Genomic DNA, 21406 nt, shown 5'->3' with positions numbered 1-21406 from the left:
CGGCGGAGCGCCGGACACGACGGAGCGGGCCTGCCCCGGGAGGGGCCGGCCCGCTCGACGCCCGGTGGCTCAGCCGGCCCGCAGGTTCGTCTCGACCCAGGCGACCACGTCCCGGGTCGGCGTGCCCGGGGTGAAGATGTCCGCGACGCCCATCGCCTTGAGCTCGGCGATGTCCTCGTCCGGGATGATCCCGCCGCAGAAGACCTTGATGTCCTCCGCGTCGCGCTCCTTCAGCAGTTCCAGCACCCGCGCGCACAGCGTCATGTGGGCGCCGGAGAGGATCGACAGCCCGATGCCGTCCGCGTCCTCCTGGATCGCGGTGTCGACGACCTGCTCGGGCGTCTGGTGCAGTCCGGTGTAGATGACCTCCATACCGGCGTCGCGCAGGGCGCGCGCGATGACCTTGGCACCACGGTCGTGACCGTCGAGCCCGGGCTTGGCGACCACCACACGGATCGGCCCCGACACACTCATGACTGCCTCCTGGACATCGTCGTCCACCATCCGACCGGGCCTCGTGGGCCGCCGGCGCGGTTAACGGTCAATAACCAATCTGAGGGGAGGTTAGCGCCACCCGGCACGGTTGACCGTGCCACCCCCGAAGAGGAGGGCAAAGTCACAGCTCCCGGCCTTGCTACCAGCGGGTATACCCCTCCTTCCCGCAACCTCCGCACAGACCCCCCGGCCGCCCCCTTGACATCCGGAGGTTTTTCCGGAGCGTCGACCTTGCGGTTACAGTCACGGCTGTTCTCCCCCTCGCCCGACGACGTCCGAGGCCCACCGAGGAGGCAGCCCCCGATGGCTCCCGATGCAGCCGCCCGTCCGACCCGTGCGGAGCTGCGCCTCGCGGCCCGCGAACAGTCCCGCGCCCAGCGCCGCGGCGCCGCCAAGGCGGCCACCCGGACGGCACTGCTGCGGGTCGCACTGCCGTCGGTTGCGGCACTCGGTGTGGCCGCCGCGGCGGCGGTCACCGTGCAGGGCGAGGCCGACCAGCAGCGCGCCCAGGCCGCCGGACGAACGCAGCGGGCGGCGGACGCCCCGGACACCGCCGCCGCGCAGGCGGCGGCCGTCCACGCCGTCGCGGCCGGCGCGCCGGCCCAGGCCTCGCGCGGCGACGCCCGTCAGCCGCTGGCCGGCTCCCAGCCCACCGACGCCCCCGCCGAGGCCCCCACCGCGCAGCCCACCGCCGAGCCGGCGCCCGAGCCGGTCAAGCCCAAGGTGGTCATGCCGGTCGCCCGGCACGGCCTCGGCGAGGTGTTCGGCGAGGCCGGCACCCACTGGGCCAACCGGCACACCGGCATCGACTTCCCGGTGGACGGCGGCTCCGAGGTCTACGCCGTGGCCGACGGCACCCTCCGCACCCAGTGGAACCCGTTCTACGGCTACATGACGATCATCAAGATGTCCGACGGCACCGAGGCCTGGTACTGCCACCTGCGGGCGTACAAGGTGCGCAAGGGCCCGGTGAAGCAGGGCGACGTGGTCGCCTTCGTCGGCAGCAGCGGCAACAGCACCGGCCCGCACCTGCACTTCGAGATCCGGCCGCCGGGCAGCGGGCCGATCGACCCGCTGCCCTGGTTCCTCTCGAACGGGCTGGACCCGCGCTAGCGCGCCCTACAGCTTCTCGACCGGCGCGTAGCGCAGCAGCAGCTGCTTGCGCCCGTCGGCGCCGAAGTCGACGGTGGCCTGGGCCCGGTCCCCGACGCCCGTGACGGCCACCACGGTGCCCAGCCCGAAGCTGTCGTGGGTGACCCGGTCGCCGACCGCGAGCGAGACGGCCTCGCGCTCCACCATCCGACCGCCGCGCCGCGCCGACTGCCCCCAGCCCGCCTTGGGCGGGGCCGAGGACGACGAGGAGCGCGAACTCCCGCCACCGGACGAGGACTTGCCCCAGGACGCGCCCGAGGAGTAGCCGCGCTGGACCGGCGCCTGGGCCGCCCCGGTGCGCTTCCACTCCACCAGCGCCTCCGGGATCTCCTCCAGGAAGCGCGAGGCCGGGTTGTAGGCCGGCTGCCCCCAGGCGCTGCGCAGCACCGAGCGGGTCAGGTACAGCCGCTCGCGGGCCCGGGTGAGCCCGACGTACGCGAGCCGGCGCTCCTCCTCCAGCTCCTTGACCTGGTTGAGCGCCCGCATGTGCGGGAAGATCCCGTCCTCCATGCCGGTCAGGAAGACCACCGGGAACTCCAGGCCCTTGGCGGTGTGCAGGGTCATCATCGTGATGACGCCCTGCCCGTCCTCGTCCTCGTCCGGGATCTGGTCGGAGTCGGCGACCAGCGCGACCCGCTCCAGGAAGTCGGCCAGCGAGCCGACCGGCGGCGTGCCCTCCTCCCCGGCGTCCGGACGCTCGCCCGGGTCCTGCTCGTACTCCAGGGCGACGGAGGCGAGCTCCTGGAGGTTCTCCACCCGGGTCTCGTCCTGCGGGTCCGTCGACGCCTGGAGCTCGGCCAGGTAGCCGGTCTCCTCCAGGACGGCCTCCAGCACCGCCGCCGGGCCCGCGCCCGACTCGACCACCTGGCGCAGCCCGGCCATCAGGGTGTTGAACTTCTTGACGGCGTTGGCCGAGCGCGCGGCCATCCCGTACGCCTCGTCGACCCGCACCAGCGCCTGGGCGAAGGAGATCCGCTCCCGCGCGGCGAGCGCGTCGATCATCGCCTCGGCCCGTTCGCCGATGCCGCGCTTGGGCACGTTGAGGATCCGGCGCAGCGGCACGGTGTCCTCGGGGTTGGAGAGCACCCGCAGGTAGGCCAGGACGTCCCGGACCTCCTTGCGCTCGTAGAAGCGCACCCCGCCGACCACCTTGTACGGCAGGCCGACCCGGATGAACACCTCCTCGAACACGCGGGACTGGGCGTTGGTCCGGTAGAAGATCGCGACGTCACCGGGCTTGGCCTCGCCCTTGTCGGTGAGCCGGTCGATCTCGTCGGCGATGAACTGGGCCTCGCCGTGCTCGTCGTCCGCGACGTAGCCGACGACCTTCTCGCCGTGGTCCCCGGCCGTCCACAGCTTCTTCTCGCGGCGGTTGGCGTTGCGCTCGATGACGGCGTTGGCGGCGCTCAGGATCGTCTGGGTGGAGCGGTAGTTCTGCTCCAGCAGGATCGTGGTCGCGTTCGGGTAGTCCTCCTCGAACTGGAGGATGTTGCGGATCGTCGCGCCGCGGAAGGCGTAGATCGACTGGTCCGCGTCACCGACCACGCACAGCTCGGCCGGCGGCACCTCGGCGAGGTGCGCGGCCGCCGGGTTCACGAAGTCCCCGTCCGCGGTGCGCTTCGGCGCGGCCGCGACGGATCCGCCGCTCAGCTCCCGGACGAGCATGTACTGGGCGTGGTTGGTGTCCTGGTACTCGTCGACCAGGATGTGCCGGAACCGGCGCCGGTAGTGCTCGGCGACGTCGGGGAAGGCCTGCAGCAGGTTCACCGTCGTCATGATGATGTCGTCGAAGTCCAGCGCGTTGGCCTCGCGCAGCCGCCGCTGGTAGAGCGCGTACGCCTCGGCGAGCTTCTTCTCCATCGGGTTGGCGGCCTGGTCGGCGAAGGTCTCCTCGTCGATCAGCTCGTTCTTGAGGTTGCTGATCTTCGCGGTGAAGGACTTCGGCGGGAACTGCTTCGGGTCCAGGTCGAGGTCGCGGCAGACCAGCGACATCAGCCGCTGCGAGTCGGCCGAGTCGTAGATCGAGAAGCTGGAGGTGAAGCCCAGCTGCTTGGACTCGCGGCGCAGGATGCGCACGCAGGCGCTGTGGAAGGTGGAGACCCACATCGCCCGGGCGCGCGGGCCGACCAGCGCCTCGACGCGCTCGCGCATCTCGCCGGCCGCCTTGTTGGTGAAGGTGATCGCCAGGATCTCACCCGGCTGCACGCCGCGGGCGCCCAGCAGGTGGGCGATCCGGTGGGTCAGCACCCGGGTCTTGCCCGAGCCGGCGCCGGCCACGATCAGCAGCGGGGAGCCCGCGTGCAGCACCGCCTCGCGCTGCGGGTCGTTCATCCCCTCCAGCAGCTGCGCCGGGTCGATCACCGCCCGGGCGGCGCCGTTGCGGTACCAGGCGTCCCGCTCCGTCTCGGCGGCGTGGTCGGTCCGGAACAGCCCGTCCGGGATGGCCTCCTCGTACGCGTCGTACGGGAGGTCGTCCTCGTACGGCGGGGGCTCCTCGTCCACGGGAGCGGCGGGCTGCTTCGACCCGGCGGCGGGGGCCTCGAAACCGGGGAGCGGAAGGTCGTCAAAGAGGCTACTCATGGCACATCGAGTCTATGGCCACCCGCCGACAAGCCCGCCCGCCCCGGAGGATCCGGGGCGGGCGGGCTTCGGCTCCCGGGGCCGTCAGACCAGCCGACGGGCGGTGGCCCAGCGGGTCAGCTCGTGCCGGTTGCTCAGCTGGAGCTTGCGCAGCACGGCCGAGACGTGACTCTCGACCGTCTTCACCGAGATGAAGAGCTGCTTGGCGATCTCCTTGTAGGCGTAGCCGCGGGCGATCAGCCGCAGGACCTCGCGCTCGCGCTGGGTGAGCCGGTCCAGGTCCTCGTCCACCGGCGGGGTGTCGGTGGCGGCGAAGGCGTCCAGCACGAAGCCGGCCAGCCGGGGCGAGAACACCGCGTCGCCGTCGGCGATCCGGAAGACCGCGTTCACCAGGTCGGTGCCGGTGATGGTCTTGGTGACGTAGCCGCGCGCGCCGCCGCGGATGACGCCGATGACGTCCTCGGCGGCGTCCGACACCGACAGCGCCAGGAACTTCACCCCTCCCTGCTCCCCCATCACACCGACCGAGCGGCGCAGCACCTCGACGCCGCCGCCGCCCGGCAGGTGGACGTCGAGCAGCACCACGTCCGGCCTGGTCTCGGCGACCACACGGACCGCCGAGTCCACGTCGTCGGCCTCGCCGACCACGTCGATGCCGGTCACCTCGGTACGGCCGATCTCGGCCCTGACCCCCGTCCGGAACATCCGGTGGTCGTCCACCAGTACGACCCGCGCGGTCCTCCCCCGGCCTTCGGCTGGGGGCACCCCCATCGGAGCTGCCTCAGTCATCCGTTCTCTCCATCTCCAGCTCGACCTCGGTACCGCCGCCCGCTGCCGGCCGCACCCGAGCGGTGCCGCCGTTGCGCTTCATCCGGCCGATGATCGACTCCCGTACGCCCATCCGGTCCTCGGGCACCGTGTCGGGGTCGAAGCCGGGGCCGTGGTCGCGGACGAACACCGACACCGTCCTCCCCTCCACCTCGGCGTAGACCTGGACCGGTCCCCCGCCACCGTACTTGGCCGCGTTGACGGTCGCCTCCCTCGCGGCCTGCATCTGTGCCGCGATCCGCTCGTCCATCGGGCAGTCGCCGACGATCACCAGCTCGACCGGGACGCCGTGCCGGTCCTCGACCTCGGCGACGGCGGCCCGCAGGGTCTCCGCCATGGTGTCCGGCGCGGCCTCGGCGGCGGCCTCCGGGCGGTACAGCCACAGCCGCAGCTCACGCTCCTGCGAGCGCGCCAGCCGCAGCACCTCCTTGGGGTCCTCGGCCCTGCGCTGGATCAGGGTCAGGGTGTGCAGCACGGAGTCGTGGATGTGCGCGGCGATCTCGGCCCGCTCCTGGGCGCGGATGCGGGCGGTGCGCTCGGCCCCGAGGTCCTGCCAGAGCCGCAGGCCGTACGGGCCGAGCAGCACCAGCACGCCGACCAGCACGGCGAGCGAGGCCTCGATCACCGAGCCGAGCGTGGAGCCGCTGCCCTGCATGGCGAGCAGCGCGATGGTGCCGACCACCGCGAGCAGCACGCCCGCGCCGACCCTGGTGTAGGCGCCGCGCCGCTTCTCGCCCTCCTCGATGCCGAACCAGCGCTGCCAGCGCGAGTCGTCGGCCTGCCGCCAGACCAGCGCCACACCGACGCCGATCGCCAGCAGCGGCCAGGTGTACGGCTTGGCGGTCTGCCAGCCGAGCACGTTGAGCAGCGCGATCACGCCGATCACCGTCATCACCAGGGCGGCGAGCTGGCCGAGGCCGCCCTGCCCGGCCTTGCCGGCCGGCCCGGCCTCCTCCCCCTCCGCGGGGGCGGTCACCGGCTCGCCCTGCAGGGTGTGCTGGAGCAGCCGGCGCATCCGGCCCACCCAGCCGGTGGCCTGGCCGCCCTTGTTCAGCAGCCCGCCCTGCACCCCGGGCGAGGCCGGGACGAACGCCCCGTTGACGTACACCCACTGGGAGCCGCCGCGCTGCGAGGGCTCGCCGATGCCGATCGGCACCACGAACCAGAACGCGGCGTACAGCAGCGCGCCGATCCCCTGCGCGAAGAACAGCACGACGAAGGCGATCCGCACCCAGCGCACCGGCAGCCCGAGGTGCACCGCCAGGCCGTGCGCGACGCCGCCGAGCATCCGGCCCCGCGGGCTGCGGTAGAGCCGACGGTAGGGCGGCCGACCGCCGTCGGGCGCGCTCGGGTCGGCGCCGGCCGACGGCGCGGCGTCGGGGGCGATGGTTCGGGGATCGGTACCGGGGGCTGCCACGCCACCGATGGTTCCACGCGGGCGCCCGCGGGCGCATCAGGGTGTGTCCCCATCCCGTATCAGGGACAAGTCAGGGTACGGACAGGGATCGACCCGGTTGGGCCGGGCCGTCCCCTGCCGGAAGGATGGTGCCCATGACCGAGGACCCCCGCATCGAGGAGGCCGGGCCCGCCGCCCCGCCGGAACCGGACCGCCCGCCACTGACCCGGGCCGAGCACCACCGCGTGGTGGCCGGCGTCTGCGGCGGCCTCGGCCGGCACCTGGACATCGACCCGGTGGTGTTCCGGGTCGTCACGGTGGTGCTCTGCCTCTCCGGCGGCCTCGGGCTGTTCCTGTACGGCCTGGCCTGGCTGATCGTCCCGACGGACGGCGAGCCCAAGGGCCGCGGCGGGCGCACCGAGCTCCAGCGGGTGCTCACCGGGCGGGTGGACGGCCAGTCGGTCGGCGCGGTGCTGCTGACGGTGATCGGCACCGGGGTGTTCTTCTCCTCGATGGGCGACGGGGACCAGATGTTCCCGCTGCTGCTGCTCGCCGCCCTGGTCTTCCTCGCGGTGCGCTACGACCCGGAGCGCCGCCGGGGCCGGGGGCGCGAGCGCCGCCGCGGCGGCCCGTACGACCGCCACTTCCCCGGGCAGGAGGGCACCGGGGTCACCGGCGGCGCCGACGGCACCGGGGCCTACCGCTGGCCGCGGCCGGAGCAGGACGAGGCCGCCCGGTCCGCCGGCCGGGCCCCCGCCGACGGCCCGGCCCCCGGCCCCGGCGGCTACCTGTGGGACCCGCGCCACCCCGAGCGCAACCCGTACGGGGGCGCCTCCCCGACCGGCCCGACCCCGCCGTACGGCACCCCCGTGCCCCCGGCCGGCGGCCCGGCCCAGCCCTGGTGGCAGCGCGCCGACCTGCCCGAGGGCGATCCGCTGCGCAAGGAGAACGCCCAGCGTCGCCCCGCGCCCGCAGCCGTTCGGCACCCCCGGGAGCGCTCGGCGCTCGGCTTCTTCGGCTTCCTGCTGGCGGTCGGCGCCGGCGCCGCGGTCTGGGCCGCCTCCGCCGACCGCCACAACCCCACCGTGCTGGGCGCGACGGTGCTGGCCACCTCGCTGCTGGTGGTGGGCCTGACGCTGCTGGTCGGCGCGAAGTTCGGCCGGGCCCGCCGGCTGGCGGTGACCGGCATGCTGCTCACCCTGGCGCTGGCCTTCGTCGGCCACGCGCCGGACTCCATGCGCAACGCCGTCGGCGACCGCGAGTGGACCGTCGCCTCGGCGGCCGACCTGCACGACCGGTACGACCTGGCCGCCGGGAAGATCAACCTGAACCTGTCCGCGGTCGACCCGGCCGGGGCCACCCTCGCCACCAAGGTCGACCTCGGCGTCGGCGACATGACCGTCACCGTGCCGGACGACGTGACGGTGAACGTGGTGACCCGGCTCGGCCTGGGCAACGTCTCCGTCCCCGACGACCGGAGCGACAGCACCGGCCGGCACACCTACCTGATCGGCCCTGCCAACGGGCAGCCGGCCAAGGGCACCCTCAATCTCGAACTCGGACTCGGGCTCGGCAACATCAAGGTGGTCCAGCAGTGAGGAAGCACCGGCTCGACCTGTTCTCGCTGATCGCGGGTGCGCTGTTCACCGTGATCGCCGTGGTCTACCTGGTCGCGGCGCTCAACGACCGGTCGGTGAACGGGCGGATCGTCATCCCCGTCGCCTTCATCGTGCTCGGCGTCGGCGGCCTGGCCGGCGCGGTCGCGGCGGTAGCCCGGCGCGGCCGGCCCGACCGCGAGGAGTGACCGCCCCCGGAGCGCCCTGAGCGCGCCCGCCCGGCCCGGGCCCTCAGCTCTGCTGCGGGCCCAGGGAAAGCTGGTCCCCGTTCTTGCTGACGGCGTACTTGGGCAGCGGCTTGACCGCCGGCCCGTTGACCACCGCACCGGTCGCGGCGTCGAACCGGGAGCCGTGGCAGGGGCAGTACAGCTGGCCGTTCTTCGGCGCGTCCACCGCGCAGCCGGAGTGGGTGCACACCGCGGAGAAGGCGCAGTACTGGCCGGCCTTGGGCTGCACGATGTAGACGGCGTCCCCGGTGGCCGGGTCCTTGACCTGGGCCGCGCCGCCGACCGGCACGCTCGCGGCGGGCACCGCGGGGGCCTGCGCCGGGGCGTTCGAGACCGCGCTGCCGGGGGTCGGCGCGCCGGCGACGGGGGCCGCCGACTGCTTGGCGGCGGCCGCCCCGTCCCGGCCGAAGGTCCGGGTCAGCGAGCCGGTGAGCAGCCCGGCCCCGCCGATCGCGACGGCCGCGATCCCGCCGTCCACCAGGGCCCGGCGCTTGACGTGGTCCTCGCCCAGCCCGCGCTCGCGGTCCCGCGCGGCCCGGCGGGCCAGGTAGCCGTCCACCGACAGGTACGGCGTGCCGGCCAGCACCAGCGGGGTCCAGGCCATCAGGTAGGCCAGGTCGTTGCCGAGGTAGTACGGCGAGACGCTCCAGCTGATCGTCAGCCACAGGCTGAGGTTGAGCAGCGCGCCGCCGAGCGCGGCGACCCGGCCCCAGAGGCCGAGCAGGGTGCCGAGGCCCACCGCCAGCTCGCCGAAGGCCACGGCGAGCGCGAACAGGGTCGGGTGGTCGAGGGCGGGGCCGAGCAGGAAGGAGATCGGGCTGCCGCCCGCCTTGGCGGCCTGGGTCTGCGAGACGAAGGAGGCCGGGTCGCCCGCCCCGGCCAGGAAGTGGGCGTCGGAGAGCTTGTCGAGGGCGGCGTAGACGAAGGTGACGCCGAGGAAGATCCGCAGCGGCAGCAGCGCGTACCTGGACGCGAGCGCCCTCAGCTGCGCCGCCCCGGCGGCCCGACCGGCCGCTCCCCCGCCTGCCGGCACCGGGTTGCTGGCCTCCGACATCCCTCACACCTTCCCTCGCCGCCTGCCACCGCCTGACAGGTCCGGTCCGCATTCTGCCCGCTCCCGGCCGCTTTCGGTGGGAGGTCCCTCCGGACGAGCGGCACCCGCACCGCAAACGGCCGCGCCGTCGCTCCCTCCATTACGGGAACGACGGCGCGGCCGTTCAGGCATCGGCCTCGGGGCGAGCAGACGCCCCGGCGGCCGGTGGGAGTGCTACTCCCACTCGATGGTGCCCGGCGGCTTGCTGGTGACGTCGACGACGACGCGGTTCACGTCGCGGACCTCGTTGGTGATCCGGGTGGAGATCTTCGCCAGCACGTCGTACGGCAGGCGCGACCAGTCGGCGGTCATGGCGTCCTCGGACGAGACCGGGCGCAGCACGATCGGGTGGCCGTAGGTGCGGCCGTCGCCCTGCACGCCCACGCTGCGGACGTCGGCGAGCAGCACGACCGGGCACTGCCAGATCTCGCGGTCCAGACCGGCCGCGGTCAGCTCCTCGCGGGCGATCGCGTCGGCGTCGCGGAGCAGGTCCAGGCGCTCCTTGGTGACCTCGCCGACGATCCGGATGCCCAGGCCCGGGCCCGGGAACGGCTGGCGCTGGACGATCTCCTCCGGCAGGCCCAGCTCCTGGCCGACCATCCGGACCTCGTCCTTGAACAGCTTGCGCAGCGGCTCGACCAGCTGGAACTGGAGGTCCTCGGGCAGGCCGCCGACGTTGTGGTGGGACTTGATGTTGGCGGTGCCGGTGCCGCCGCCGGACTCCACCACGTCCGGGTACAGGGTGCCCTGGACCAGGAAGTCGACCGACTCGCCCTGCTCGCCGGCCTCGGCGACGATCTCGGCCTGGGCCTGCTCGAAGACCCGGATGAACTCCCGGCCGATGATCTTGCGCTTCTCCTCGGGGTCGGTGACCCCCTTCAGCGCGTTCAGGAAGCGCTCGGAGGCGTCGACGACCTTCAGCTGGACGCCGGTGGCGGCCACGAAGTCCTTCTCGACCTGCTCGGTCTCGCCCTTGCGCATCAGGCCGTGGTCGACGTAGACGCAGGTCAGCCGGTCACCGATGGCCTTGTTGACCAGGGCGGCCGCGACCGCGGAGTCCACACCGCCGGACAGGCCGCAGATCGCGCGCTTGTCGCCGACCTGCTCGCGGATCAGGGCGATCTGCTCGTCGACCACGCTGCCGGTGGTCCAGGTCGGGGCGATGCCGGCGCCGCGGTAGAGGAAGTGCTCCAGGACCTGCTGACCGTGGTCGGAGTGCAGCACCTCGGGGTGGTACTGGACGCCGTAGAGCCGGGCCTCGTCGTTCTCGAAGGCCGCGACCGGGACCAGGTCGGTGGAGGCGGTGACGGTGAAGCCCTCCGGGGCGGCGGAGCAGGCGTCGCCGTGCGACATCCACACCGAGTGCTGCGCCGGGACGCCCTCGAACAGGGTGGAGCCGGTGCGGGAGACGGTCAGCGGGGTGCGGCCGTACTCGCGGGCGCCGTTGTTGTCGACGGTGCCGCCGAGGCTCTTGGCCATCAGCTGGAAGCCGTAGCACATGCCGAAGACCGGGACACCGGCCTCGAAGATCGAGCGGTCGATCTGCGGCGCGCCCTCTTCGTAGACCGACGACGGGCCGCCGGAGAGGATGATCGCCTTGGGGTTCTTGGCGAGCATCTCGGCGACCGGCATGCTGCTCGGCACGATCTCGCTGTAGACCCGCGCCTCACGCACCCGACGGGCGATGAGCTGGGCGTACTGGGCGCCGAAGTCGACCACCAGGACGGGGTCGTTGTCCGGCGCGGACTGGACGGGAATTGCAGAGGACACGGACGGCCTTCCGGCAGCGGTATCGAGGTGTCGCGCGTGGCCGCCTCCCCGGCGGGGCTGCGGCTGCGGCGGACGGTTGTGGGGTGTCTGGACACCGATTCTACCGGGCTGTCCGGTTTCACTCGTCTGCACGTCCAATGGACCGTGACCGTGCGGGGCGGCGGTTCGTTGCTTCTGACGAACGTACGGCCGCGCCGCGTCCGCCAGACGCGCCGCCGCCCCCGCGGGGGCACCGCCGTACGGCAGCAGGACCACGCGTGGAGCTCCACCCCAGTCCACCGGCGCACGTGGTGCCGCCGCCCGGCCCGCCGGGCGCACGGCTCCGTGGGACCGTGCGCGGGTGCCGCGGCCGGCCAGCAGGGGACAGCGAACCCGGCCGCGACTGGGCCGAGAGGTGGGACGGCCGGGGTCCGGGGACGCCCGGGACCGGCCGTCACACCCCCGGTCCGATCCGGTGCGCGCCCGGGCGCACTCCCCCGTCCACCCCGCGCCGCTACGCGCGTCCCCGTGCGCCGCAACCACCCGAACCGCTACGCACCGTGATCATCAGCGGCGGGCTCGACGGGAAATGCTCTGTGCCGAACTGTGCCGAACCGGTTGCAGAGCGAGCCCCTCGTCCAGCACGATGCTCGTTGTAAGCGGTTCTCCCGGCGCCTCACGGCTCACCGAGGAGGCCCGCGACGGCGTTCTCCGCAGCCGCGCCGCAGGGAGGCGGCAGCGGTTTACCGTTCACACTCCGTGAGCACGGGCCCGGCGCAGACCCTGCGCACCGAACCGCCGCCCACGGACGTCCGCGCCCCGCGCGACCGGCCACCCACGCCGGAGCCGCACGGCGCACCCCGAAACCAACCGACACGACGGCGCTCCTCCCCCGGCGCCGTCACCGCAGCACCGGCGCGGCCCTGACGCCGAGTGCTGAACGACAAAGGGCCCCGTTCCCCCGCGGGGCCCTTTGCCCTTTTCGGGGGCGCTCGGAGTCAGGGGTGCTCGGAACCAGGGGCGCTCGGAGTCAGGGATGCTCGCGCCAGACGCTCGGGTCGACCGGCTCCTGGCCCGGGGGCGGCGGCACCGCACCGGGCGCCGGCGTCCCGCCGGCCGGAGCGGGCGGCGCCGGGTGCGAGTCCAGCACCTCGCCCGGACCGCCGGACTGCGGCGGCACGCCGTAGCCCGGCGCCACCGGCGCCCCCGGCGTCGCGTACGGCACCTGCGGCGGCACCTCCGCGTACGGCCCGCCGCCCTGCACGCCTCCGCCTTGGGCGGAGGCGAACGGCGACTCGGCGTACGGCACGGCGGTCTGCGGCGCGCCCACGCTCCGGTCGCGGACGGCCGCCAGCAGCGGCGGCACCAGCACCGCGCCGACCACCGACCAGACCAGGTTGGCCAGCAGCACGCTGAGGAACACCAGGCCGACCGAGGTCTCCTGGGACATGTCCACGCGGGCCGAGGAGGTCCAGCCCCGCATCGACATCGTCCTGGTCATCTGCCCGCCGGCCACCGCCATCAGCACGGTGAGCGCCACCCCGTACACGGCCGCCAGCCGGAGCCGGTCCGCCGCGTCCAGCCGGCGCCGGTACGCCGACCAGCCGAGCAGGCCCGCCGCGGCGAGCGCCAGCAGGCCGCACCAGCGCCAGTCGGCGGCCGCGTCGTGCAGGTCGAAGAAGGAGATCTCCGCGTCGCTGCTGCGGTCGCCCCAGCTCTCGCCCTGACCGGACAGCCCGGAGTGCACCCGCCAGGTCGAGCCCGAGCCGAAACCGAGCAGGAGGAGGCCCAGGTTGGGCAGGAACGCGAGCGAGACCGCCGTCTCCACACCCTCCTTGCTGTTCGCCGCGACCAGCACGAAGGCCACCAGCGCGGCCAGGCCGACCGCCAGTGCCAGCGCCTGGCCCGCCGTGAGCGCGGCCACCGCCCAGCCGCGCACCGACCGGTTGCGCCAGGCCGCCCAGCGCAGGGCGTCGGTGCCGTGGACGGCGAAGGCCAGGGCGGCGGCCAGCAGGGCCGTCCACCCGACCGCCTCCACCCAGCCCGAGTCCGCGCCGAAGCTCATGCCGGTGCTCCGCAGGGGGTAGCCGGACTCGTCGTCGAACCGGTCCGCCGGCTGCCAGGCCGTCCCTCCGACCAGCCCGAGCAGCAGCGCCACCCCGGCCAGCACCACGGCGGTGCGCAGCGCCTCACCGCCGGCCTGGCCGCGGGTCAGCTGGGCGCCGGTCGCCTTGCGCCTGCGGGCCCCGGCCCGCAGGCCGAGCCAGAGCGCCAGCGCCCAGAGCACGGTGACGGTCATCGGCAGCACCCGGAACGCGAGCTCCAGGTCGTCCAGGCTGTCGCGGCTGGACGCGGGGTGCCCGGTCAGCCGGAACGGCGCGCCGAAGGCGTTCAGCGTCATCGCCAGCGCCGCGCCGAACCGGTCGCCGTAGCCGGGCGAGGCGATGAACGTGTCGTAGTCGTAGCCGCTCGGGACGGCCGTGATCAGCGCCGCCACGAGCAGCACGCCGGTCGGGGCGATCGCGGCCCGGAGCGCCGGGCGCCAGTCCGATCCGGTGAGCCAGCGCGTCACCGGCGAGGGCCCGCGCCGCGGCTCGTACGGGTTCCCGCCGCCCCAGCTGCCCACCGCGGGCGGCCCGGCGACGGGCGGCGGCGGGGGCGGCGGGTACCCGGGGGCACCGGGCGGCGGACCGTACGAAGGCGGGGCGGGCGGGGCGTCCACCGGCGGGGGCGGCGGCGCCGACGGCCGCCCGCATGAACCGCAGACGACCGCCCCCTCCTGCGAAGTCGCGCCGCACGATGCGCAGTCGGCCATGGCCCGCGCTCCCCCCGATCGACGAGTCCCTGGCGGCCCCAGGGAGCCCGTTTATCCCATCGGACCCGAACGGATGTCAACCGGGAACCGGGGCAAGCGGATTGGCCCGTCGAACGGGTTCAGTCGCGCTTCTTCGGGACCTCCGGGACGGGCAGCAGCGGCAGCCGCAGCGCGCCGAACGCGCCCTCAGGCACGGCCGGCCGCACCGGCGCGACCGCCGCGACCCGCCGGTACTCCTCGCCCTGGGCCGGACGCTGGTCCGCCTCGCCCTTGTTCGGCCACATCGACATGGCGCGCTCGGCCTGCGCGGTGATGGTGAGCGAGGGGTTGACGCCCAGGTTGGCGGAGACGGCCGAACCGTCCACCACGCTGATCCCGGGGTAGCCGTACAGCCGGTGGTACGGGTCCACCACGCCGGTCTCGGGGGCGTCGCCGATCGGGCAGCCGCCCAGGAAGTGCGCCGTCATCGGGATGTCGAAGATCTCGCCGACGGTGCCGCCGGCGAAGCCGTTGATCTCGTCGGCCAGTGCCTGGGCGCCCCGTTCGGCCGCCGGGATCCAGCTCGGGTTGGGTTCGCCGTGGCCCTGGGTGGAGGTGAGCCGGGCCTTGCCGAGCGGGCCCTTCTTCAGCGAGACGGTGATCGAGTTGTCCAGCGACTGCATCACCAGACCGATGATCGTCTTCTCGGACCAGCGGCGCTGGTCCATCGAACGGGCGAAGGTCAACGGGTGGAGCGCCGAGTTCGCCAGGTAGCGCAGCCAGCGCGGAATCGTTCCGCCGCCCTTGACCTGGGCGATGGACAGCGCGCCCATCGCGTTGGAGCCCTTGCCGTAGCGGACCGGCTCGATGTGGGTGTTGGCGTCCGGGTGGATCGAGGAGGTGATCGCCACGCCCTTGGTGAAGTCCGCCCTGGTGCCGTAGCGCCGGTCGGTGGTCTGCGCACCCACCAGGGCCTCGGAGTTGGTGCGGGTCAGCTCGCCCAGCCGCGCCGAGATCCGGGGCAGGTGGCCGCCGTCCCGCATCCGGTGCAGCAGCGACTGGGTGCCGTAGGTGCCGGCCGCGACGACCACCCGGGCCGCGGTGATCGTCCGCGCGCCCGCCTTCACCCGGTCGGTCTTCGAGCGCGCGTCGGTGCGGCGCACGTCCACCGCGTAGCCGCGGCTCCCGTCGGCCCCGCCGATCTCCCGGATCCGGGCCACCGTGGTGAGCGGGTGGATCCGCGCGCCGCCCTTCTCGGCCAGGTGGAGGTAGTTCTCGGTGAGCATGTTCTTGGCGCCGTGCCGGCAGCCGGTCATGCACTCGCCGCACTCCACACAGGCCTTGCGGGCCGGGCCGGCGCCGCCGAAGTACGGGTCGGCGACCTCGCCGCCGGGCGCCGCCTTGGCACTGCCGTCGGTGTCCTCGCCGTCGCCGAAGAAGACCCCGACCGGCGCCATGTGGAAGGTGTCGCCGACGCCCATCCGCTCGGCGGCCGCCTTGAGGTGGACGTCCGAGGGGGTGAGGGTCGGGTTGAGCCGCACCCCGAGCATTCGCTGCGCCTGGTCGTAGAACGGCGCCAACTCCTGCTGCCAGTCGGTGATGTGGCGCCACTGGCGGTCCTCGAAGAAGGCCTTCGGCGGCACGTACAGCGTGTTGGCGTAGTTCAGCGAGCCGCCGCCGACCCCGGCGCCGGCCAGGATCAGCACGTTGGCCAGCAGGTGGATGCGCTGGATGCCGTACAGCCCGAGCTGCGGCGCCCACAGGTAGTTCGGCAGGTCCCAGGAGTTCCTGGGCAGTTCGTCCCGGTCGAAGCGCCGCCCGGCCTCCAGGACGGCGACCCGGTAGCCCTTCTCGGTCAGCCGCAGGGCCGCGACCGAACCGCCGAAGCCGGACCCGACCACCACCACGTCGTAGTCGAACTCCGCCGCACCGCCGGACTGCACCATCTGCCACCGCTCCTTCACCGGGTGAGCCTGCCTGTGGGTGCCGCGAACCGGGCCCCACCGGACGGGCGGGGCCTCGGAGGCGACTTGGGGTCCTACTTGAAGCGCAGCGCCTTGAGCGCCCGCAGCCCACCGGTCATCACCGCGGCGAACTGCTTGTCGTCCAGGCCGAACGAGGGCGCGATCGGCACCAGCCGCTGGGTCGCGATGGTCTGCGCCTCGGTGAAGCGCAGGATGCCCTCGGCGCCGTGCCGGCGGCCCAGCCCGGAGTCGCCCATGCCGCCCATCGGCGAGCCGACCGAGCCGTACGCGGCGGCGTAGGCCTCGTTGACGTTGACCGTGCCGGTGCGCAGCCGGGCCGCGACCGTCCGGCCGCGCCGCAGGTCCCTGGTCCAGACGCTGGAGTTCAGGCCGTACGGCGTGGAGTTGGCGGCGGCGACCGCCTCCTCGTCGGTGTCGAAGCGGTAGAGGGAGACGACCGGTCCGAAGGTCTCCTCGGCGCAGACCGCCATGTCCGGGGTGACGCCGTCGAGGATGGTCGGCTCGAAGAAGAACGGGCCGAGGTCCGGCCGGGCGCGCCCGCCGGCCACCACGGTGGCGCCCGCCTTGACCGCCTCGTCCACGTGCCGGGTGGTGGTCTCCAGCTGGCGGGCGGAGACCAGCGAGCCCATGTCCGCGCCGTACGCGAGGCCGCCGCCCAGGCGCAGCGCCCGGGTGCGGGCGGCGAAGCGCTCCAGGAACTCGTCGGCCACCGAGCGGTGCACCAGCAGCCGCTCGATCGAGATGCACAGCTGTCCGGCGGAGGAGAAGCAGGCCCGGACGGCGCCCGCGGCGGCCGCGTCGAGGTCGGCGTCGGCGAGCACCAACATGGCGTTCTTGCCGCCGAGTTCGAGCGAGGCGCCGACCAGCCGGGCGGCGGCGCGCTGGGCGACGTCGCGGCCGGTGCGGGTGGAGCCGGTGAACGAGACGTAGTCGGCGTGCTCCACCACGGCGGGGCCGATCACCGGTCCGTCGCCGATCACGATCTGCCACAGGTCGGCCGGCAGCCCGGCCTCGACCAGCAGCTCCCGGGCCCACAGCGCGGTCAGCGCGGTCTGGGTGTCGGGCTTGTTGACCACCGCGTTGCCGGCCGCGAAGGCGGGCAGGGCGTCGCCGATGGACAGCTCCAGCGGGTAGTTCCACGGCGAGATGTGGCCGACCACGCCCTTCGGGCGGCGGGCCTCGACGGCGTGGGTGAGCACCGGCAGCGCGCCGCCGCGCCGCTTGTCCTTGAGGTAGCCGTGCGCGGCCCGTCCGTAGTGCCGGGCGGCCATGGCGACGGCCAGCACCTCCTCGAAGGCGTGCAGCCGGGCCTTGCCGGTCTCCGCCTGGATGAGGTCCAGCACCTCGTCCTGCCGCCTGAGCAGCAGGTCGTGGAAGCGCAGCAGGACGGCGGCACGGCGGCGCACCGGCAGCGTGGCCCAGGCGGCCTGGGCACGGCGGGCCAACTGGAAGGCGACCTCGACGTCGGCCGGGGTCGACCGCGGCAGGCTGGCCAGCCGTTCGCCGGTCAGCGGGGCGACGGTCTCCACCAGGTCGGGCTCGCCGGTGGCGGTGACGCCGGCGGCCAGCCTGGCGACCAGGGACGGCGGAACGGCCGCGGTGACGGTCCGGCCGCCACCGGGGGCCGCCGGGTTGCCGGCGCCGGGGTGTTCGGTGGCCACTGCATCTGCTGTGAGGTCCGACATACGGCGCAGCCTAGGCGCTCGGCGGCCGGTCCGGTACCCGTCGGTAACAAGAATCTGCCCCAGTCGGGTGAAAGCGGGCGCCACCCGGCCCGGTCAGCGGATCGGGGTGAAGCTGTTGAGCACCGCGTAGAAGCGCTGCTCGGCCTCGTTCCACTCGCTGCCCTTCTCCGGGCTGGACGAGTAGATCGCGTAGCTGGTGCCGTCCTGGCCGATGAACTCGGTCTCGATCGCGCGCCGGCGGCCGCCCTCCTTGGCCGCGTAGCTGAACTCCCAGACCGCCGCCTCCTGGCCCTTCACCGCCGTGCCGGCCATCCGGTGCTGCTTGTAGTCCTTGAGCGACTTGGAGAGGCTGGTCTCCATCTGCCGCATGTGCTCCAGCGGCTTGACCGACTGGCCGACGGTGACGGCGAACTGCAGGTAGTGCACCTTGCCGTCGGGGGTGTAGTAGATCTGGTTGTCCCCGGAGCTGATCCGCTGCCAGGACGGCGTCCCGTTCGGCAGCGGGAAGCGGAAGCCGGCCGGGTCGTCGACCCAGTGGTAGCCGTTGGGCGGCGCCACCGCGGGGGAGGCGTCGCTGGTGGGCTCCGGCCCGGTGGACTCGACCGCGGTGGGCGTCGGGTCCTCGACGGGGCCGCCGCCGCCCACCACGTGCCGGGTGACGAGGAAGGTGCCCGCGGCGGCCAGCAGACCGACGCCCACGGCTATGCCGACGATCTTCAGCAGGTTGCGGCGCTTGGCCGGTCCGCGCGCGGGCGCGTATGAGTGCGGCACCGGCGCGACGGGCCCGGTGTGCGCCCGGGCCACGTCCTGCGCGCCCCCGGTGGTGTCCGGCTCGGCGGGGACGGGAGCCTTCGGCTCGGTCGGCTCCTCGGAGCCCTCGACCGGCTCCTCGGCGGGCGTCGGCCCCTCACTGCGGTCCACCACCGGCACCGACTGGGTGGGCGTGCGCACCGACGCCACCGACTTCAGGCCCATCGTGTGCCCGGCCTGCACCTCGGCCAGCATCCGGGCCGCCTCGTCCGCGGTCGGCCGCTCCGCCGGGTCCTTGGCCATCAGCGCGGCCAGCACCGGCCCCAGCGGCCCGGCCCGCCGCGACTCCGGCAGCGGCTCGTCCACCACCGCGGCGAGCGTGGTGATCGGCGAGTCCCGCCGGAACGGCGACTGGCCCTCGACCGCCGCGTACAGCGTCGCCCCGAGGCCCCACAGGTCCGAGGCCGGCCCGGGCCGCTCGCCCTGGGCCCGCTCGGGCGCCAGGTAGTCCGGCGAGCCGACCAGGTCGCCCGGCCGGGTCAGCTCGGTCGAGCCCTCGTACTTCGCGATGCCGAAGTCCAGCAGCACCACCCGCCCGGTGCCGCGCTCCAGCAGCACGTTGGCCGGCTTCACGTCCCGGTGCAGCACGCCCAGCTGGTGGCCGCGGTGCAGCGCCGCCAGCACCTGGCTGCCGACCTCGGCGGCGGCGCGCGGCTGCAGGGTGCCGTCCTGGCTGATCACGTCGGCCAGCGAGCGGCCGTCGACCAGCTCCATCACGATCCACGGCCGGCCGTCCTGCTCCAGCACGTCGTGCACGGTGATCACACCGGGGTGCTTGATCCGCGCGGCCGCGCTGGCCTCGCGCTTCATCCGGGTGTGCAGGATCTGGAGGTCCTCCTCGGGCAGGTGGTTGACGGTCAGCTCCTTGACCGCGACCTCCCGGTCGAGCATCCGGTCCCAGGCCCGCCAGACGGTGCCCATGCCGCCCCGGCCGAGCCGCTCGCCGAGCTCGTACCGCCCGGCCAGCAACCGCTCCGCCTCGGCCGCCTCCGGCCGGTCCTGCACGCCCATCTGCGCCCGCTCCCCCACACATTCCGCCTGCCGTCACCGCGACGGAGGGCCTGGTGCAGACCACTGTTCGAACAAATCCCACGCACACATTAGGCGCACCTTGCCGCCCCCGGTAATCACGCCCACCCCCTGGACCGCAAGACCGGAATCCGAGCGGATCGTCAGCCCGCGAACAGCACCACCGCGACAATTCCCAGCGCGAGCAGCACAAACACCCCGCCCACCAGCAGCGGCCCCAACAGGGAGGGGGGTATCCGGGGCGGCTTCGCCCCGTTTCCGGCCCCGAAGTCCCCGCCGTTGCCGCCCTTTCGGGCACTCCCCCGCGCCCCGGAGCGCCCGGCCCTCCCGCCCCGCACCCGCGGCTGCCGCGGCACCGCTTGCGCCACCGGGTCCAGCGCCGCGACCGCCGCCGCCCGCTCCTCGTCGACCGGCTCCGGCGCCCCCGCCAGCAGCTCCGCCAGCTCCTCGCGCACCGCCTCCGCGGTCGGCCGCCGCACCGGATCGGGCTGCAGCAGACGCTCCACCAGCGGCCCGAGCGGCCCGCACACCACCGCGGGCTCCCGCCGCCCGTCCCGTACGGCCGTCACCAACTCGGGCACGTCCCGCTCCGGGTACGGCGCACGGCCGGTGACCAGCCGCTGCGTCAGCACCCCGAGCGCCCAGCAGTCGCCCGCCGGGCCGCCGTCCAACGGCCAGCGCTCCGCCACCGGGCCGACCAGGGTCGCCCGCACCTCGTACCGCCGCCGCCCGCCCGGCCCGCCGAGCTCCTCGGCCAACGCCTCCTCCGCCACCCCGGCGAGCAGCCCGCCGAGCATCGCCGCGCCGTCCTCGCAGACCAGCACCGACTCCGCGGTCAGCGCGCCGTGGGTCAGCCCGGCCGCGTGCAGCGCCCGCAGCGCCCCGGCCAGGTCCGCCGCCAACTCGGCCGCCCGGTACGGCGGCAGCGGCCCCTCGGCGAGCAGCTCGGCCACCGTCCGCCCGGCCGGCCGCTCCTCCACCGTCCACAGCAGCTCGTCCTCGACGAACGCGCCGACCCCGCGCAGCAGCCGCGGGTGCGCGACCGGCGCGGCCGAACCGACCGCCGCCACCCGCCGCACCAGCCGGTCCGCCCGCGCGGCGGCGGCCTCGTCCGGATCCTGGCCCACCGTCAGCACCCCCGGCAGTTCCAGGGCACTCAGCAGCACCGACTCACCGGTCCGCTCGTCCACCGCGCGGGCGCGCAGAGGTTCGGGACGGTCCGTCAGCCGGTACCGCCCCGCCAGCAACACCCCGGGGCCGCCTCGCATGCCAGTTCCTCTCGCTCGCCGACCAGCCTACTGAGCGGCTCCCTTAGGCTCGATCCCATGGACTGGACCGATCTGATCGACACCGCCTTCGAGGCGTCCGGAAACAGCAGCAGGGCCAACCGCGCCGAAGCGGTCCGCGACGTCGAGGCGACCGTCATCGACGGCGAGAAGCCGGTCGCCTCGACCGCCGGGCGTCACCCCGACCACTTCCGCAAGGGAGTGCTGGTGCTGACCACCCATCGACTGCTCTTCCTGAAGGACGGGAAGCCGCCGGTCCCGGTTCCGCTCGCCGCCGTCACCGACGTCACCGTGACCCGCACCAAGCTCAACGGCGAAGTGCTCCTGGTGGTGGCGCTCACCGGCTCACACCGCTTCGAGGACGTGGCCAAGGCCGACTTCTTCGCCGAGCAGCTCCGGGCCGCCGCCCGGACCGCCCGCAACACCCCGAAGGCCCTCCCCACCGCACCGGCCGCGGACGCCACCGGCGAACAGCTGATCGGCCAGCTGGAACGACTGGCCGCCCTGCGCGGCTCCGGCGCCCTCACCGAGGACGAGTTCACCCGCGCCAAGCAGCGCCTGATCGGCTAGGGCCCACCGTCGCGTCCTAGTAGGGCTTGGTCAGGTGTACGCGCTGGTGGCGTGTCTCGACGAGGCTTTGCGCGTTGATGGTGTGTGACACCTGGGGAGTTGGATCAGGTC

Annotated in this window: 15 protein-coding genes; 4 read left to right on the top strand and 11 right to left on the bottom strand. The window is 74.1% G+C overall.

Annotated features, from left to right (window positions below):
- Window positions 1-69: 69 nt before the first annotated feature.
- Complete coding sequence (locus tag ACIQ87_RS38640; RefSeq protein ID WP_402416670.1) at window positions 70-474, bottom strand: cobalamin B12-binding domain-containing protein; 405 nt, start codon at window positions 472-474, stop codon at window positions 70-72.
- A gap of 324 nt (window positions 475-798) precedes the next feature.
- Here ACIQ87_RS38640 and ACIQ87_RS38635 point away from each other — a divergent pair, with 324 nt between their 5' ends.
- Window positions 799-1608, top strand: a complete 810-nt coding sequence (locus tag ACIQ87_RS38635) for a M23 family metallopeptidase (protein WP_402416668.1) — start codon at window positions 799-801, stop codon at window positions 1606-1608.
- A 6-nt stretch (window positions 1609-1614) separates the two neighbouring features.
- Here the strand turns inward: ACIQ87_RS38635 and pcrA are convergent, their stop codons facing one another.
- From pcrA to ACIQ87_RS38620, 3 genes are all read right to left on the bottom strand, one after another.
- On the bottom strand, window positions 1615-4227 hold the full coding sequence (pcrA, locus tag ACIQ87_RS38630) for a DNA helicase PcrA (protein WP_402416665.1): 2613 nt from the start codon (window positions 4225-4227) through the stop codon (window positions 1615-1617).
- Between the two features lie 84 nt (window positions 4228-4311).
- Window positions 4312-5016 carry a LuxR C-terminal-related transcriptional regulator gene (locus tag ACIQ87_RS38625; RefSeq protein WP_402416662.1) on the bottom strand — a complete coding sequence of 235 codons (705 nt, stop codon included), beginning with the start codon at window positions 5014-5016 and terminating at the stop codon, window positions 4312-4314.
- On the bottom strand, window positions 5009-6343 hold the full coding sequence (locus ACIQ87_RS38620) for a PspC domain-containing protein (RefSeq protein WP_402416702.1): 1335 nt from the start codon (window positions 6341-6343) through the stop codon (window positions 5009-5011). Before ACIQ87_RS38620 ends, ACIQ87_RS38625 begins: the two co-directional genes overlap by 8 nt.
- A gap of 263 nt (window positions 6344-6606) precedes the next feature.
- Here ACIQ87_RS38620 and ACIQ87_RS38615 point away from each other — a divergent pair, with 263 nt between their 5' ends.
- Both ACIQ87_RS38615 and ACIQ87_RS38610 read left to right on the top strand, forming a co-directional pair.
- Window positions 6607-8049, top strand: coding sequence for a PspC domain-containing protein (locus ACIQ87_RS38615; protein WP_402416660.1), 1443 nt, complete (start codon window positions 6607-6609; stop codon window positions 8047-8049).
- The gene (locus ACIQ87_RS38610; protein WP_392867231.1) at window positions 8046-8255 is read left to right on the top strand and encodes a hypothetical protein; all 210 of its coding nucleotides are present in this window, start codon (window positions 8046-8048) and stop codon (window positions 8253-8255) included. The genes ACIQ87_RS38615 and ACIQ87_RS38610 overlap by 4 nt, the downstream gene beginning before the upstream one ends.
- A gap of 43 nt (window positions 8256-8298) precedes the next feature.
- Here the strand turns inward: ACIQ87_RS38610 and ACIQ87_RS38605 are convergent, their stop codons facing one another.
- The 7 genes from ACIQ87_RS38605 to ACIQ87_RS38575 form a co-directional block, all read right to left on the bottom strand.
- Window positions 8299-9348, bottom strand: a complete 1050-nt coding sequence (locus ACIQ87_RS38605; RefSeq protein WP_402416657.1) for a Rieske 2Fe-2S domain-containing protein — start codon at window positions 9346-9348, stop codon at window positions 8299-8301.
- Window positions 9349-9561: 213 nt separating this feature from the next.
- Window positions 9562-11157: a glutamine-hydrolyzing GMP synthase gene (gene guaA, locus ACIQ87_RS38600; RefSeq protein ID WP_402416654.1), complete on the bottom strand. Its 1596-nt coding sequence runs from the start codon at window positions 11155-11157 to the stop codon at window positions 9562-9564.
- Window positions 11158-12166: 1009 nt separating this feature from the next.
- Entirely contained in the window at window positions 12167-13708 is a 1542-nt protein-coding gene (locus ACIQ87_RS38595; RefSeq protein WP_402416651.1) for a hypothetical protein, read from the bottom strand.
- A gap of 362 nt (window positions 13709-14070) precedes the next feature.
- Complete coding sequence (locus tag ACIQ87_RS38590; protein WP_402416649.1) at window positions 14071-15876, bottom strand: GMC oxidoreductase; 1806 nt, start codon at window positions 15874-15876, stop codon at window positions 14071-14073.
- Between the two features lie 92 nt (window positions 15877-15968).
- Complete coding sequence (locus ACIQ87_RS38585) at window positions 15969-17600, bottom strand: succinic semialdehyde dehydrogenase (protein WP_402416648.1); 1632 nt, start codon at window positions 17598-17600, stop codon at window positions 15969-15971.
- Between the two features lie 93 nt (window positions 17601-17693).
- Complete coding sequence (locus ACIQ87_RS38580) at window positions 17694-19421, bottom strand: protein kinase (RefSeq protein ID WP_402416646.1); 1728 nt, start codon at window positions 19419-19421, stop codon at window positions 17694-17696.
- A gap of 161 nt (window positions 19422-19582) precedes the next feature.
- Window positions 19583-20707 (bottom strand): protein kinase, encoded by a 1125-nt coding sequence (locus ACIQ87_RS38575; protein WP_402416643.1) that lies wholly within the window; start codon window positions 20705-20707, stop codon window positions 19583-19585.
- 57 nt (window positions 20708-20764) lie between these two features.
- On the opposite strand from ACIQ87_RS38575, the gene ACIQ87_RS38570 reads away from it, so the two are divergent.
- Window positions 20765-21295 (top strand): SHOCT domain-containing protein, encoded by a 531-nt coding sequence (locus ACIQ87_RS38570; protein WP_402416640.1) that lies wholly within the window; start codon window positions 20765-20767, stop codon window positions 21293-21295.
- Window positions 21296-21406: the final 111 nt, after the last annotated feature.

The organism is Kitasatospora sp. NPDC096204 (genome assembly GCF_044763205.1).
GTDB lineage: Bacteria > Actinomycetota > Actinomycetes > Streptomycetales > Streptomycetaceae > Kitasatospora.
The sequence above is the reverse complement of the archived record's forward strand: the minus strand, read 5'-3'. Positions and strand labels throughout refer to the sequence as shown.